This window comes from Rhodanobacter sp. UC4448_H15 (genome assembly GCF_052978265.1).
In genome coordinates this window covers 348,669-364,534 of sequence record NZ_CM129665.1, presented here as the reverse complement: position 1 = coordinate 364,534, position 15,866 = coordinate 348,669, and the positions used below count along the sequence as shown (strand labels likewise).

At 61.2% G+C, this 15,866-nt stretch carries 10 protein-coding genes; 2 read left to right on the top strand and 8 right to left on the bottom strand.

Features of this window, described 5'->3' with window-relative positions; translation table 11 throughout:
* Nucleotides 1-171 precede the first annotated feature (171 nt).
* From ACVCMI_RS01580 to adh, 7 genes are all read right to left on the bottom strand, one after another.
* Nucleotides 172-2,325, bottom strand: a complete 2,154-nt coding sequence (locus tag ACVCMI_RS01580) for a TonB-dependent receptor family protein (RefSeq protein WP_447097704.1) — start codon at nt 2,323-2,325, stop codon at nt 172-174.
* Nucleotides 2,326-2,353: 28 nt separating this feature from the next.
* Nucleotides 2,354-4,699, bottom strand: a complete 2,346-nt coding sequence (locus tag ACVCMI_RS01575; protein ID WP_447097705.1) for a TonB-dependent receptor — start codon at nt 4,697-4,699, stop codon at nt 2,354-2,356.
* A 202-nt stretch (nt 4,700-4,901) separates the two neighbouring features.
* Nucleotides 4,902-5,288: a DUF779 domain-containing protein gene (locus ACVCMI_RS01570; protein WP_447099504.1), complete on the bottom strand. Its 387-nt coding sequence runs from the start codon at nt 5,286-5,288 to the stop codon at nt 4,902-4,904.
* Nucleotides 5,289-5,709: 421 nt separating this feature from the next.
* Nucleotides 5,710-6,921, bottom strand: a complete 1,212-nt coding sequence (locus ACVCMI_RS01565; protein ID WP_447097706.1) for a c-type cytochrome — start codon at nt 6,919-6,921, stop codon at nt 5,710-5,712.
* Nucleotides 6,922-6,934: 13 nt separating this feature from the next.
* Nucleotides 6,935-8,653 (bottom strand): methanol/ethanol family PQQ-dependent dehydrogenase, encoded by a 1,719-nt coding sequence (locus ACVCMI_RS01560; protein ID WP_447110614.1) that lies wholly within the window; start codon nt 8,651-8,653, stop codon nt 6,935-6,937.
* Nucleotides 8,654-8,682: 29 nt separating this feature from the next.
* Nucleotides 8,683-9,885, bottom strand: a complete 1,203-nt coding sequence (locus ACVCMI_RS01555) for a porin (RefSeq protein ID WP_447097708.1) — start codon at nt 9,883-9,885, stop codon at nt 8,683-8,685.
* Between the two features lie 248 nt (nt 9,886-10,133).
* Entirely contained in the window at nt 10,134-11,654 is a 1,521-nt protein-coding gene (gene adh / locus ACVCMI_RS01550) for an aldehyde dehydrogenase (protein ID WP_447097709.1), read from the bottom strand.
* Between the two features lie 263 nt (nt 11,655-11,917).
* Between adh and ACVCMI_RS01545 the strand changes: the two genes are divergently transcribed.
* Entirely contained in the window at nt 11,918-13,786 is a 1,869-nt protein-coding gene (locus ACVCMI_RS01545; RefSeq protein ID WP_447097710.1) for a sigma-54-dependent Fis family transcriptional regulator, read from the top strand.
* A 242-nt stretch (nt 13,787-14,028) separates the two neighbouring features.
* Here the strand turns inward: ACVCMI_RS01545 and ACVCMI_RS01540 are convergent, their stop codons facing one another.
* The gene (locus ACVCMI_RS01540) at nt 14,029-14,406 is read right to left on the bottom strand and encodes a GlsB/YeaQ/YmgE family stress response membrane protein (protein ID WP_447097711.1); all 378 of its coding nucleotides are present in this window, start codon (nt 14,404-14,406) and stop codon (nt 14,029-14,031) included.
* Nucleotides 14,407-14,564: 158 nt separating this feature from the next.
* Between ACVCMI_RS01540 and ACVCMI_RS01535 the strand changes: the two genes are divergently transcribed.
* A complete protein-coding gene (locus ACVCMI_RS01535; RefSeq protein ID WP_447097712.1) occupies nt 14,565-15,683 on the top strand; it encodes a PA0069 family radical SAM protein in 1,119 nt (372 codons plus the stop codon).
* Nucleotides 15,684-15,866 lie beyond the last annotated feature (183 nt).

Genomic DNA, 15,866 nt, shown 5'->3' with positions numbered 1-15,866 from the left:
CGTCAGCTACCTGATGTGCTCCAACCTCCAACACCTGCCGAAGAACCCATGGACGCAAGCGATTCGACAGGTTGCGGCGTGAAGATCAACCACGCCAAACGCGAAAGAGCCTCCATGCAGGGATGCCCGCTCCGTCGCGACATCCGCGAACATCGTATGTAATCGGGCAAATCAGAATTTGTAACTTGCACTCAAGCCGAGCATGAAATTGCGGCCCGGTGCGGACTGGAAGAAGCGACCGTTGCCGGAGTTGACGACAACGGCACCGACGTAGTTGCGATCGAAAAGGTTGTTGATACCTGCAAACTCGCTGACCTGCCAGCCGCCCGCGTTTTGCCTGAACGCCAGATGATAATCGACCACGACGTAGCTACCGGCGAAGTCCGTGTTTTTGTTGTCGACATAAACGCGATCACGCCACTGCGCGCTTAGCGAGGTGGAAAATCCAAGCGGGCGGTACTGCCAGTCCCACTCGCCGTACACCATCTGGCGCGGCACGCCTGGCATTCGATGGCCGTCGAGCGCTCCGCCATCGAAAGTCGCGTGCAGGTAACTATAGGCCAGGTAACCACTGAAGCCGCCGGAAAAGGCCTGCTGAATGCTCAGTTCCAGCCCGTGTCGCTTCGTGCTTCCGGCATTGGTGAAACTGTCGCGACCGTCATTGGATGCGCCAACGACAATATCGTTTGTGGTCGATATGTTGAAAAGTGCCAAGTCGAATTTTGTCGCAGCCCAGCTCCCCTTTAGCCCTGTCTCATAGTCGCGACTCTTGCTTGGCTGCAAGGCTTGATTAAAGCCGGCCCGACCGTCGGGCCGATAGGCGAACTCGGAGAGCGTCGGGGTTTCGAAGCCCTGGCCGTAATTCGCGTAGACGTTCAGATGCGGATTGATTTTGTAGAGCACGCCTGCAACCGGATTGGTACTCGAAAAATTCCGCCTGCCACTGTCGTCGGGATCTTCGGGCGTTATGTAGTGATCGTCGCTTCCGAACTTGACGTTCGAATGACGCAGGCCAGCGACGATGACCCAACGATCGGGCTTCCATTCGAGCTGGGCGTATTCCCCGGCCTGACTGGAAAAATCCCTCTCGTTGCGACGCAGCTCCCCTTCCACGCCTGCATCATTGACCCAGCCCTTGCGCAGCTCGCGCAGGTGGTCGTACTCGATACCCGTAATCAGGTCGAGCGATGTCGAGGTGAGCGGAAAACTGTGCACCCAGCGGACACCGCCGCCCCTGGACCTGTTTTTCAGGTCGACCACCGCGCCGCCGCCATTGGTGGAATCGCCGCGGAAAGGAAGGAACTGGACCACGCGCCGGGAACCACCGTAGCCCATCACATGCAGATGATCGCTCTGGCCGATTTGCTGTTCGTATACAGCGCCAAGCTGGCGGTCACGATGGCTTTCACCCGCGCCGAACTTGAACACGCCTGGCACCGCGAAGCTTGGGTCTTCCCGTGCCTGTTGCTTGGTCAGGCTCGAAGGATCCTCGGCGAAGGGCTGGTTCTCGCCGTTGAGCAGCAGCGTCAGCGAAGCGTCCTTGCTGATGTCGTAGCGGAACTTTGCGCGCAGATTGTCGCGCTCGGCCTTGCTGTGTTGACGAAAACCGTCGGTTTCGAAATGCGTGCCATCCACGACATAGTTGAAGTTGCCGACCGTGCCACCCGCATCCAGCCGCTGGATGCGGGTGCCATAGCTGCCGAATAGCGTGGAAGCCCCGACCGTCGGCTGCTCCGGGCCGTCCTTGGTGAATATCTGGATCACGCCCCCGGCGGCATTGCCGTACAGGGCCGAAAACGGCCCGCGCAACACCTCGATATGCTCCGCGGTAGCAAGGTCGAAGGGATCGGTCTGGCCCTGCCCGTCCGGCCCGGACACCGGAATGCCGTCCACCAGCAGGCGGATGCCGCGCACGCCAAAGGAGGCGCGTGAACCAAAACCACGAATGGAAATCTGCGAATCCTGCGCGTAGCTCTGGCGATTCTGCGCGACAATCCCGGGTATCCGCGCAAGTGACTGGGAAAGTGCGGATGCCGGAGCGCCATCGGCGATCTTGTCTTGCGTGACGACGCCAACAGCGGCGGGCACGTCGAGGTCGGGCTGTGGAATGCGGGTCGCGGTCACCACGACCACGGGTAGCGTCGTCGTAGACGATGTTGTCCGTGCGGTATTGGTCTGCACATCCTCCGCATGAGCCGCAGGCAGGACCAACGAGACAAGCACCAACGCTTCCGAGAGACTGCGCCAAATGAATGCGCGTGGAGCAAGGCCCCTGGCCGCGCCGTTCATCAAGCGCCTATCGGGATTTTCAAATTGATCAAGCATTATTGTTACCCGTCCAATGGAAACGAAGCTATAGCGAAACCTTGAAGCCAACCCAAACACCGCGAATCTCGCCCGGGCCATAGAAGCGCGGGTCGTCAAATTCCGGCATGATTTCGTCGGGTTCACCAAGTGTTCCGAACGTGACGTAGTGGCGGTCGAACAGATTGTCGATACGTGCGAATAAACTGAAGTGTGCAGTCACGTCGTAATTGGCTCGCAGGTTCACCACCACATATCCGCCGGTCTGCGCGAGCAGATTGGCTTCGTCACTGCGCAGGTACTGGCCGGAGTTCGCGATGATTTCGCCACCCATGGTCAACTTCGGTGTAATCGAAAAATCGGCGCCAAGTTTGAAGCTGTTGCGCACCAGGCTGGGAATGCGGTCACCCTTGCGCACGAATATCTCATCATCTTCATCGGCGTCAGGGTGGTTGGCGCTCTTCTCGAAGAAGCTGGTCCGATAGGTCGCATCAAGCCAACTGTAGTTTGCGTACCAGTGCAGACGCCGGTCCCATGCGGTGCCGGCGATGCTGGCCTCGAGGCCCTGCCGACGCGTGTCCCCGACATTGGCAAAGAAGCCCTCGTTGGACTTCGTTCCACCGGTGGCCTGAAACAGGATGTCATCGGTGTTGATAGTGCGAAACAGACCCACATGCCAGTGGCCAAGGTTGTTGCCGCCGGCGAACCTGCCGCGCAAGCCCGCTTCCCAGCTCTTGGCGACGACCTGTCTTAACGGCGGATCGGACAGAAACTGGTTGGGCAGCTTGCAGGGGGCATCCTCGTCCGCGCAGGTTAGTTCGACCGACGTGGGTGCGCGCGTGGATTCGCTGTAGCCGCCGTAAACGTTCACCGCGTCAGTCCATTGCCAGGTGAGTCCGGCCGCCGGATTGACGCGCGAAAAACGGTGCTTGCCGTCCAGCGCGGGATTGATACCGGTCGGATCGTTGATCGTGGTGCGTGTCCGGTTGCCTCGCGCCGACACCGTCAGTGCGAGGCGGTCGGTGATCGACAAGGTATCGGTGAGGTACAGGCTGATCGTGCGCGTGTGGCTATTGACGCTCAGTGCGCCTGCCGGAATCAGGATGCCTGAATCGGACGACGTCACCCGGTTTGGCTGCAGGACTGCCATTTCCAGGGCCGAGTTGTAGTCGAGGCGGCCGTTCATGTAATCCAGGCCCGCCACAAACTGGTTCTCCAAAGGGCCGAGTGGCTGGTTGAATGCGAGCTGCACGGTACCACCGTCGCTCGTCTGGTTCCGGTGGCCGATATTGTTGATCGCGTCGAAGTCGGAGGAAACAGTATTGCCGTTCTGGTCGATGATCGGTGCGTCGTCGTGGTCCTCGTCACAAAGGATGTCATCGTCGTCGTCGCACTCGTCGAAATCGCTGGCATCGCCGTTGTACGACAGCGTTTTGACTTTGCGGTGGAACACGGTGAACGAGAGCTTCGTGGCGTCGTTGATATCAACGGTTCCCTGGCCGCTGATGAGACCCATATCGTTGCTGGTGTTGTCCGGCGCCGTGAAGATGCCTCTCCAGCGTTCGGCGAGCAGCTCGACCGGCGCGCTGCCGTTACCGACCAGGTCGGTTTTCGCGTGGCCAAGGTGCAAGTCGAACGTAGCGGCTTCGCTACGCCAGGACAGGGTGCCGTAAAAGTTGCGAGCGTTTGAGGGTGACTGGTCGCGCCAACCGTCCTCGTCGAAGCGATTGCCCATCAGGTACCAGCCCCAGCGGCCGGAGTTGCCGGCGGTCTCGAAGGTGGCGTTGGTGCGCCCGAATGATCCACCGTAGAAGGAGAGGCGCGTACCTGGGTCGCTGAAGCCCGTCTTGGTCTGGATCGAGATCGCACCCCCAAGCGTGTTCAGGCCGAACACCGGGTTGGCGCCGGCAAGCAGGCTCATTCGCTCAATGGCGCCAGTCGGGATCAGGTCCCAATTGACCGTATCGCCAAACACTTCATTGACGCGCACCCCATCGAGGTAGACCGACATGCCCTCGGAGCCACCAAGCAGCGGCGTCGCGGTGAACCCGCGGAACTGGACATCCGCCTGCAGCGGGTTGTTCTGCGCGCCGTTCGTCGTTACACCGACAAAACGACGGTTGGTGAAGTCGGTAAGGTCGAGTACTTGCGCGCGATCCATCTGGTCGTCGTTGGTCGACTGCACGTAATACGGCAGCTTGCCGGGATCAATGTCGGTGCCGGTGACAGGTGTCACGCCGACCACCCTGATCAGGTCAAGTTCGGTGACGTTCTGGGGGTTGGTCTCGCGGCTGCTTTCTTGTGCGAATACGGAGCTGCTCGCGACGATCAGCGCCAGTGCGATCGATAGTGGGCCGAGTCCGCGAAAGCGCCGCGATTTCTTGTGAGCTGCCATCAAGCACATTCCTTTCCATTCTTCAGTGTTGCCGGGAAGATCCGGGGTGGTCGCCAGTTCGTTTGATGCTCGGCAACCGTCACTGCATTGCATGGTAGTGGCGACCGTTCATGGCGTGATGTTGACGGCACGATGTTGCCATGAGGGACAAGCCAACATCCCAACATCCCGATAGCCCGGCGCCGCTGATCAGGCGCCTTGCTCAGAAGCGTCCTTCGCGAGTCAGCTGCTTGATCTCGTCGTCGGTGAACAGCCGCGAACGAGTGAGAAAGCGGACACCTTCGCCGTTTTCCAGCGAAAACATGCCGCCACGCCCTTCGACCACGTCGATGATCAATTGCGTGTGCTTCCAGTATTCGTATTGCGCGGGATTCATGTAGAACGCTACGCCGGCGATCTCCCCGAGCTTGACGTCGCGATCGCCCACGATGAAATCGTCCTGCGCAAAGCACATTGGCGAGGAGCCATCGCAGCAGCCGCCAGACTGGTGGAACAGCAGCGGTCCGTGGCGTGTGCGCAATCGTTCGATCAACTCCTCAGCAGCCGGCGTGGCGAGCACTTTGGCAACTGCAACCGTGGTATCCGACATCTTGTTCTCCTGCATTGTGGCAAGCTGAAACGTCAACCGAGCCCCTAGCACGAGGCGGCGGTCCGGTCCGGGTCCGAAATAGCGGGCATTGCCGTCGTTGACGATCACCGTGCCGCTGAGTGCGGCAGGAACATCAAACGGCGCAAGATCCAGTCGACTGGCATCGACCTCTACAGCCTGCAGATTGGTCACGGCAGCCGTAGCGGTAAAATCCGCTTCTTTCGCCATGACTGGTTGCAGCGCACACCCCGCATGAACCAGGACAAGCGGATGAAGATGAAGCCCGCGGATTGCCGCGCGCTGTCGCGGCGGTGACCGTCCTGGCTGATTCACGTGGCACTCCCGTAGACTCTGGAAAATCCTGCGCCAACGGGCGCATGGCTGGTGCGCGACATCAGCTTCGCCTGCCGGCGGTGCCGATTCATTCGCCGTGGTAGATCAACCGCACCCTGGACTCCGTCGCCTCCTCGAAAGTCAGTGCATCGCTGCCGGCCGGGTAGCCGTTCTGCTGGAGGATAAAGGCCATGATCTCCACATAATCCTCGTGCGCCAGGCTGCCCGGTTCGGTAGCTGGCATGTTTTTCGAAACGATGCCGAAGATGTCACCGACATGGAAGTCAGCCTTGGCCGGAGCAAAGTGCGGTCCCTTGAGTGCGGGTCCGGCGCGACCGGCCAGGGTTGACCCGTGACAGAACGCGCAGTGATCCTCGAACTTCTGCTTGCCGCTCGCCGCCTGGGTCTCGGTAAACAACGCCGGAGGGTGGCTCGCATCGTCCTGCTTCGATGCGGTTGCGCGACCGTTATCGAGCGACTGAACCTTGTGAGAAAGCTGCACCGATGCTGACGCACCGCGCTGCGAGGCCTGCGCCCTTCCCGCCTCGGCATAGGGCGTGAGCAGCCGCGCCAGCTCGCCCGAAGCGGTCATCGCCACGATTGCTCGGCCGAATGCTGCCGCCGCAGTTGCGTGACTGCTGTTGTACAGCGCCACCAGGTCGAATTGCGCATGCGGTTCGTGCAATGGGTGGTAACTGAAACCACCCGCCTGGTGGTGGCTGGACAGATAATTCACCACCGTTGGTTGCCACAGCATCGCCGCACCTGCTGCATGTGTCTGCAACGCCTTGATCGAATCGTCGTTGGTCAGATGGACGTCCGCCTGCAGGCCGGGATGATCTGCGAAGTACAGGTTCGGCGTGGTCTGGTAGGTCACCGCCACACTGGTCTTTTTCGGCAACTGGTCGAGCGTGGTGGCCTTGCTGTCCTTCGGCGTCACCAGCACGAAGCCGGTGTGACCGTACGCCTCGGTAGCCTGCAGGCCGGACGGTACGGCATGTTCGTCGGCATCGATCGGAAAGCCCAGCACCAACGTGCAACTGTCTTTGGCGAGCTTGTTGAACTCCTTCAGGTCAAAGCCCTCGTCGCCGCCGCTGCCATCAAACTCATGAACGCGCAGGGAGTTGCCTTCGTGGGTGGCCACGGCCTGTGCGAGGTGGTGGTCCATGGACGCGGTAGGGCTGCTTTTGTCGATGCAAACCGACAGCTCGCCCGCGACGGCGGTGCCGCCGTACATAAGTACGGCGGCCATTCCGATGCGGCACAGATGGGACCTGGAAGGGAAACGATATGTCTTCATGCCAGCACTCCGGTTACAGCGAGAACACGTAAAAATGACCGCCCAGCGGTATGTTCCGCACTGCAGGATCCTTGGCCATGTCGCCGCCCCAGATCGGCGTGGCGCCGCCCCAGCCGGCGTAGACCGACACGTATTGCTTGCCGTCCACCTTCCACGTATTTGGCACGCCGATGACACCCGAACTCATCTGCGGGCTCTTCCACAGCACCTTGCCGCTCTTGGCATCGAACGCATACAGGTGGCCGTCCGCGCTGCCGGAGAACACCAGGCCACCGGCCGTGCTGAGCATGCCGCTATTCCACGGCAACGCCGAGGGATGACTCCACGCCTGCTTGCCAGTGTTGACGTCGATCGCCTGTACTTCGCCCCACTGCCCCTTGAATGCCGGATCGGCCACGACCTTGAAGCTCTCACCCAGGAAAGGCAGTCCGGCCTTGTAGCTGACTGTAGTGCCCTTGATCGTCATGCAGGTATGCATGGTCGGCACGTAGGCAAGACGCGTCTTCGGGTCAACCGAGATCGGCCACCAGTTCTTGCCGCCGAGGAAGCTGGGACAGGTGAACACTTCCTTGTCGACGGTCGGGCGCATCGCCGGATCGGTGGTGACTTTGCCGTCCTTCGAGCCGTTCACGGAGGTCGCCGTGGCGAATTTCTCCATGTAGATCAATTTGCCATTGGTCCGGTCGATCGCATAGAACCAGCCGTTGCGGCTGGCGCTGACCAGTGCCTTGTACGACTTGCCCTTGTAGTCGATGTCGGTCAGTACGGTTTCGTTGGTGCCGTCATAGTCCCAGGTGTTGTTGGGAGTGTATTGAAAGTGCCATTTGATCTTGCCGGTGGCCGGATTCATGGCGATCACCGAGTCGGTGTACAGGTTGTCGCCCGGACGCAACGTGGCCAGCCACGGGCCCGGATTGCCGACGCCCCAGAACAGCGTGTCGGTCTGCGCGTCATAGGTGCCGGTCAACCACGCACCACCGCCGCCGGTCTTGTACGCGCCCTTGGGCCAGGTCTTGCCACCGGGTTCATCGGGTGCGGGAACGGTGTAGGTCTTCCAGGCCTGCTTGCCGGTTTCCGCGTCCAACGCTTCGATGAAGCCGCGCGCTCCGTACTCGCCACCGGACTCGCCGACGATCACCTTGCCCTTGACCACCAGCGGCGCCAGGGTCATCGCGTAGCCCACGTCGGCCGGTATCAGCTGCTTCTTCCAGACCACCTTGCCGGTCTTGGCGTTCAGCGCCACCACGTAGTTGTCCAGCGTGGCCATGTAGACGTTGTCGCCGTACAACGCCACGCCGCGATTGACGACATCGCAACACACGGTCTTCAGGCCGGCCTGGGACAGATCGTGCTGGTATTTCCACAACTGCTTGCCGGTGCTGGCCTGGAATGCCACCAGCTCATTCTTCGGCGTGGTGATGAACAGGTAATCTCCATTGACGATCGCCGGCGACTCATGCCCCTGCTCGAACGCGGTCTTGTAGTCCCAGACCTGCTTGAGCTTGGTCACGTTGTCGGTATTGATGTTCTCGAACGGGGCATAGCCGGTGCTGGCGTAATCACGCCGGTACATCAGCCAGCCGTTGTCGCTCGCCGCATTCACGAGCCGGGCATTCGTCACCGGCTTGTAGTCGGCCGCAGTCGCCGCGCTGTCGGCGGCAAACGCAGCACCACTCAACACAAACATCGCCGCGAACAGTCCGCTGATACGAAAATTATTCAGATTTTTCATGTGAATCTCCTGTGGTTCGGTCAGGCAAATCAGAAGAAGACAAAGCCGCCAATCGACGCACCATTCATGCGCGCGGTGTTGCCGGCAAAGTCTTTCGAGCGGGTCTGGCTGAGCTCGAAGCTCAGCGTCACGCTCTTGGTCAGCGCGTAGTACACGCCGGCGGTCACGTTGCTGTTGGACTTGAAGTTCGCCGTGCTGGCGAGGTCGTCCTGGTTGCGGCTGATGCCGCCGTTGAGGCCCAGCTTGAGCTTGTCGGTAAGCTGGAAGGTGCCCTGCAGCAGGTAGTTGGTGGCCTTGGCATTGCCCTGGTCACCGTCGGTCAGGATGCCGATACCGTGGCCGCTTTGGACATTGCCCAGCAGGCCGAAACGACCAATTTTGTAAGAGGCGCCGATCTCGGCGGCAGTCATGGTGAAGCTGTCGGGCTGCACGCCGGAACCGGTCGGCGCATAGAACCGTTGCGATTTCGCGCCGATCCAGCCCTTGAAGCCACCATCGGTATACGACACCTGCAACTGCACTTGCGGCGCCGAGCGTGAGTCGTAGATACCAGTGTTGTTGACTGGGCTGAATACGCCACCGGTGAAGCTTAAACCAGTGGTGCCCGGCGTGGTGTAGACGATCTGACCGTAGTTGCCGAGATAGGTATAGCCGGCACCGATGTGACCCAGCGACACACGACCGCGCTGGGTGGCCTGGACCGGCGCGCCGACCCCGATGAGGGTCATGTCGGAGAGAGTCGCGTTGGAGCCGAACACGCCGTAGTCGCGGCCCAGCTTGACCGTGCCGAAATCGGGCGTGCCAAGAGTAAAGAATGCTTGTCGCACATCGACACCGCTGTTCGCCGACAGGGCATCGGAGGTGGCAACGGCGGCCATCAGACTGACCTGCGCCGTGATATCGATGCCTTGCTGTTGGGTACTGAATTTGGTGGTCAGCGCATCCGGCAACAGTCCGTTGCCGATCGTGGTGCGGTTCTGCTGCCCGCCGCAACCCAGCGCGCGGCCCGCCAGGGCGGTACCGCCGACGGCATCGCCATTGCAGCTCACCGTGGTGTAGTAGGCATTGGCGAAACCGCCGATGTCCACCGTCCAGTCGTCGCCACTGAATGAAGTGGCGTTGGCTGCCAGTGGACACATGGCCAGACCCAGCACGGCCACGCCGCTGGAAAGTGACTTGAGACTGGACAGGCGATGCTTGCCTGCCGTCCTGTCGGTTGCTGATGTTTTCATACCCTGCTCCCCATGGTTGAATTGTGGCGCGACCCCTGCGTTGCCACCGTTGTGGCGTGAATGTCTTGCTTCTTCCGAACGGGCGATTCCCCCCCCGAGCGACTGATCGCGCCACGAATGCGCGTCGTGTGGATCAGGCCTTTGCTGTTTTGCCGGTGCCGGCAAATCCGGTAGCGACAACCTTCCCGCGGCCAGCCCGGTCGCACGGCGCAAGGCAACGAATCACCCCGGCCGTGCGTGTTGGCCGATCAGAAAAAGCCCAGCTTTTTCGGTGAGTAACTGACCAGCAGGTTCTTGGTCTGCTGGTAGTGGTCGAGCATCATCTTGTGGTTCTCGCGACCGATGCCCGACTGCTTGTAGCCGCCGAACGTGGCGTGCGCCGGATACGCGTGGTAGCAGTTGGTCCAGACTCGACCGGCTTGAATGCCGCGACCAAAGCGATATGCCCGCGTACCGTTGCGCGTCCACACGCCGGCGCCGAGTCCGTACAACGTATCGTTGGCGATTTCCAGCGCTTCCTCGTCGGTCTTGAAGGTGGTGACGGACACCACCGGGCCGAAGATCTCCTCTTGGAACACGCGCATCTTGTTGTGGCCGAAAAATACCGTCGGCTTCACGTAATAGCCGTTCTTGAATTCGCCCTCGAGCGAGTTGCGCTCGCCACCGATCAGTACCTTGGCGCCTTCCTGCTTGCCGATGTCGAAATAGGAGATGATTTTCTCCAGCTGTTCGCTCGACGCCTGTGCACCAAGCATGGTCGAGGGGTCCAGTGGATTGCCCTGCTTGATCGCGGCGACACGCTTCAGCGCGCGCTCCATGAACTTGTCATAGATCGACTCCTGGATCAGCGCACGACTGGGGCAAGTGCAGACTTCGCCCTGATTGAAGGCGAACATCACGAAACCCTCGATCGCCTTGTCGAAGAAATCGTCGTCGGCGTCGGCCACGTCGGCGAAAAAGATATTGGGCGACTTGCCGCCAAGCTCCAGCGTGGCCGGGATCAGATTCTGGCTTGCGTATTGGCTGATGAGTCGGCCGGTGGTGGTCTCGCCAGTGAAAGCAATCTTGGCGATGCGCGGGCTGGAAGCCAGCGGTTTGCCCGCCTCCAGACCGAAGCCATTGACGATGTTCAACACGCCCGGTGGAAGCAGGTCGCCGATAAGCTCGGCCCAGACCAGAATGCTGACCGGCGTCTGTTCGGCCGGCTTCAGCACCACGCAATTGCCTGCCGCCAGTGCCGGCGCCAACTTCCAGCATGCCATCAGCAAGGGAAAATTCCACGGGATGATCTGGCCGACAACGCCCAGCGGCTCGTGGAACTGATACGACACCATGTCGTCATCGATCTCGCCCAGCGAACCTTCCTGCGCGCGGATGCAACCGGCGAAGTAGCGGAAATGGTCGATGGCCAGCGGCACGTCGGCATTGGCGGTCTCCCGGATCGGCTTGCCGTTGTCCCAAGTCTCCGCGTGGGCGAGCAGATCGAGGTTCTGTTCCATCCGATCGGCGATCAGGTTGAGGATGCGCGCGCGCGCCGTGGCCGAAGTCTTTCCCCACGCCTCGCGGGCCGCGTGGGCCGCGTCGAGCGCGGCCTCGATATCATCCTTGTCCGAACGCGGAATCTCGCAGAACGGATGACCGGTGATCGGTGTGACGTTCTCGAAGTATTTGCCGTTGATCGGTTCGATCCAACGGCCGCCGATGAAATTGCCGTAGCGCTGCTTGAAGGGAACCTGCACGGCGAGATGTTGCTGTTCGAGCTTGGTCATGGGTGCGTACTCCGCGTCGGTGGAAAGGTATCGAAGTCAGAGCAGATGTCGTGCCAGAAGCTTTTTCGCGTCGCGATTGTTGCGGCGCATGAAGCCGTCATGTCAGGCAATGAAAAGGGAATGCTTTTCATTTGTGGCAACGCAGCATCCGCGATTCGAAGGCATGGTTGCGCTGCGCCGTCTAATGTGTTCTGTATCAAGACACCCTTTGGAGTAGGTGTCGCAGAATGCGACACACGAGGTATCCCATGCGCCAATCAGGCATGACCGAATCCATCAGCAATGCACGCCGCCGCTTTTTCGACAGCGGTACTGCACCGCGCGGCCTGGTTCCCGACAACATCCTCGCCTCATGGCGCCGCTGCCGACAGCAGGGCCAGATGGCGGATAGCTGTCCTGAAGTGGCGCCGGTAGAGCGGCATGCGCTGAATCAGATGCAGGAACAACATGAAGTCCTGCGCCGGCTGTGCCGGCCGGAATTGCAGGCTCTGTACGCCAGCGCCAATCAGGCCGGCAGCATCGTGATACTCACCGCCCCCGACGGCTTCATCCTTGATGCGCTGGGCAACGCTAGCTTTCTCGACAAGGCGGCCCGGGTGTCACTGTGTGCCGGCTCACCCTGGGGCGAATCGGTGACCGGTACCAATGCCATCGGCATGGCGCTGTTCGAGCGCCGCGAGGCCGAAGTACGCGGCGGCGAGCATTACTACGCGCCGCACCGCGTGCTCAGCTGCTCAGCCTCGCCGATCTTCGACCCGCTCGGCGAAGTTGTCGGTGTACTTGATCTGTCAGGCGAAGCGTCGATGCATCACCTGCACGCCTTGGGCATGGTGCAACTGGCGGTCGAACAGATTGAACATCGTCTGTTCGAACATCGTTTCGACGGTGCCGACATCGTGCGTATCCAGCCCGACCCCGACCTGCTCGGCACGGCGCGCGAGGGCATGCTGGTATTCGAGGCGCACCGGTTGGTGGCCGCCAATCGGCATGCGCTACGCCTGCTCGGGGTCAACTGGGAAGAGCTCGGCCGTCGTCGCTACGACGAATTGTTCGTTTCGGCCCTGCCACGCCCGGGCAGTCTGACCAGCATGCGCTGCCAGAGCGGCGAAATGCTGCATGCCAAACGCGATGCGCTAAGCCATAACGGCATCTCCTCGCGCGTTCCGCGCAATCAGCGCACGTGCTCAATCCGATTGCCTGAACCGGTTTTCTCTGCCGAGCTGGAAGCCGAGATTGATCGCAGCGTACGCCTGCTGGATGGCGATATCCCCCTATTACTGCAGGGAGAAACTGGTACTGGCAAGGAAGTGGTGGCGCGGGCATTGCACCAGCGTAGCCAGCGCTGCGCAGCACCGTTCGTTGCAGTCAATTGCGCCGCACTGCCGGAGCACCTGATCGAATCGGAACTGTTTGGCTACATGCCCGGCGCATTCACTGGTGCCCGACGCGAAGGCGCCACGGGACTGTTGCGCGACGCGGATGGTGGAACGCTGTTTCTCGACGAGTTGGGTGACATGCCGCTCGGCACACAGAGCAGACTTCTGCGTGTGCTGCAGGAGCGTGAGGTCACGCCGTTGGGTGGCAGTCGTGCGCACGCAATTGACGTCGCCGTGATCGCCGCCACCCATCGCGAACTGGCCGGTGCCGTCGCTCGCGGTGAATTTCGTGCCGACCTGTACTATCGGGTCGCGCAGGCCACCCTGCGCCTGCCCGCGCTGCGGGATCATCTTGATCTCGCCACATTGATCAGGCAGCTCTGGCACTCTCTGGGTGCCGAGCAGATTCCGATGTCGTTGCACCCTGATCTGGTCGAAGAGTTGTCCGCCATGCCATGGCCCGGCAACCTGCGCCAGCTGGTAGGCCTGCTGCGCAGCTTCCTGGCACTCGGCGAAAAAGGGGCGACCCTGACCCACGACGATTTGCCAGCCGATTTGAAGAATCCGCTTGCACCGACATCGGCGCCAGAATCAGCGTCGATGAGTCTGTCCGGCAGTCTTCAGGCGATCGAGCAGCAGGCGATCAATGTGGCGATTGCTGACTGCGATGGCAACGTCGCCGCCGCCGCACGCAAACTGGGAGTGAGCCGCAGCACCATCTACCGGCGTCTCAGCGAGCAGAGCCCAGCCGACTGACTACCATCGGCGACGCCGCGATGCGACTGGCTTGGTTGTCGAGCCACCGTGCCGACGTCGAACTCATTGAGCACCCGAATACTTCTACTGCAACGGCGTAGGTCGATGGCTGACCGGTGGGCCGTGCACCGATATGGCCATGGAGTTTCTCTCTGTGGAGCCATGGGTGAGTGATCAATCGTGTGGCGGAAATACAAAATGCGCAGGGGGCAACGCTGCGTATTTTTCTTCCCGCGGTTCTATCAGGCTCGCTTGATCAAGCCGATGATTACCAGCAACACGATGGCGCCGATCATCGCGTAGACGATGCTGGTGACGATCGGGCCGATGATCATGAAGCTGACACCCAGTGCAGGTAGCAGCCAGCCGGCGAGAAGCGCGCCGACGATGCCGATCACGATATTGCCGAGCAGGCCGAAGCCGAAGCCACGCACGAGCAGGCCAGCCAGCCAGCCGGCGATGGCGCCAATCAACAGAAAGATGATCAAGGCCGTAGCAGTCATCATGAACTCCTGGTGCGAGAGGAAAAGGTCGATAACATTGCGCGCACCTCCATGCCACGCCCCGCAAGCGTCCATCCTGTGCTGTGCAGCGACCGTGACGAGCTTGTGCAGCGTCATGTTCGGTGCGCTTCGTCGACGCCTTCCCGATGATCGTGACCGGCAAGGTAGAGAACTACCTGATGCGCAAGACGATGGTGGCCGAGCCAGCAAGTTGACCCGGTCGGCTGAGCGGGAATGTCGCGACGGCTGAGATCACGACCGACGACACTGCACGCATGACCGCTTCGCCACCCGCACCGACGCCACCGGAGCAGCTCGCCGTGACCCGACCACACAAAGGCCGTGGTGCCGCCTCCAATCCCGAAGGCCGTTTTGAAAGCATCCACCATCAGGCCGAGGACGACGGCTGGCAAAGCACCTTGCTGGATGAGGACTCGCCGCGTCCATGCACCGAAGTGAGCGAAGAGCGGGCGCTCAGCGTGATCAGCCGCAACGATTCGCCAGACATTGCATTCAGTCAGGCAATCAATCCGTATCGTGGTTGCGAACACGGATGCATCTATTGTTTTGCACGCCCTTCGCACAGTTATCTCAACCTGTCGCCCGGCCTCGACTTCGAGACAAAGTTGCGTGCCAAGGGCAACCTGGCCGAGGTGCTGCGGTCTGAGCTGGGCAAGCCCGGCTACGTGGTCAGTCCGATCAACATCGGCAGCAATACCGATCCCTACCAACCGATCGAAAAGCGCTGGCGCCTGACCCGTGCCGCGCTGGAACTGCTGGCCGATTGCCACCATCCATGCACCATCGTCACCAAGAACGCCATGGTCGAACGCGATCTCGATCTGCTGGTGCCGATGGCACGTGAGAAGCTGGTGCAGGTATTCGTGTCGGTCAATTCGCTGGACAACCGGTTGGCCGCAAAACTCGAGCCACGCGCCAGTGCACCGCATCGCCGGATCAAGGCCATCCATACCCTGGCCGAAGCGGGGGTTCCGGTCGGCGTGCTGGTGGCGCCGATCATTCCGGCCCTGAATGACATGGACATGGAAGCGGTGATGGCGCGCGCGGCCGAGGCGGGCGCGGACTGCGCCGGTTACACCACCTTGCGCCTGCCGTACGAGCTGAAAGCGCTGTTCCGGGATTGGTTGGCGTTGCACGCTCCGCAGCGTGCCGCGCATGTAATGAGCCTGGTGCAGCAGATGAACGGCGGGCGTGACTACGACAGCAACTTCGCCACCCGCATGCGTGGTTCCGGCGTGTTCGCCGAACTGCTGCGTCGCCGCTTCGAAGTGGCATGCCGCAAGCACGGTTTCGCTCGCGCGCGCGGACTCACCCTCGACATCACGCGCTTCGTCCCGCCGCGCAAGGCGTCGCCGCAGGGCGAGTTGTTCTGACGTCGTTCATTCGGATCGGCTTGTGTGATTCGGGTCTGCAGGCGGCTTGCGGACGACCTTGTTAGACGCCCGTTGCACGCAGTCCACCCGGGGGGGCACCGAAGATTCACGCCTGACCATGCAGGCTTCCAACTCCCCCACAGCACTGTTGCCAATGCCATGGTGCGCTCCCGAGGAAATCCC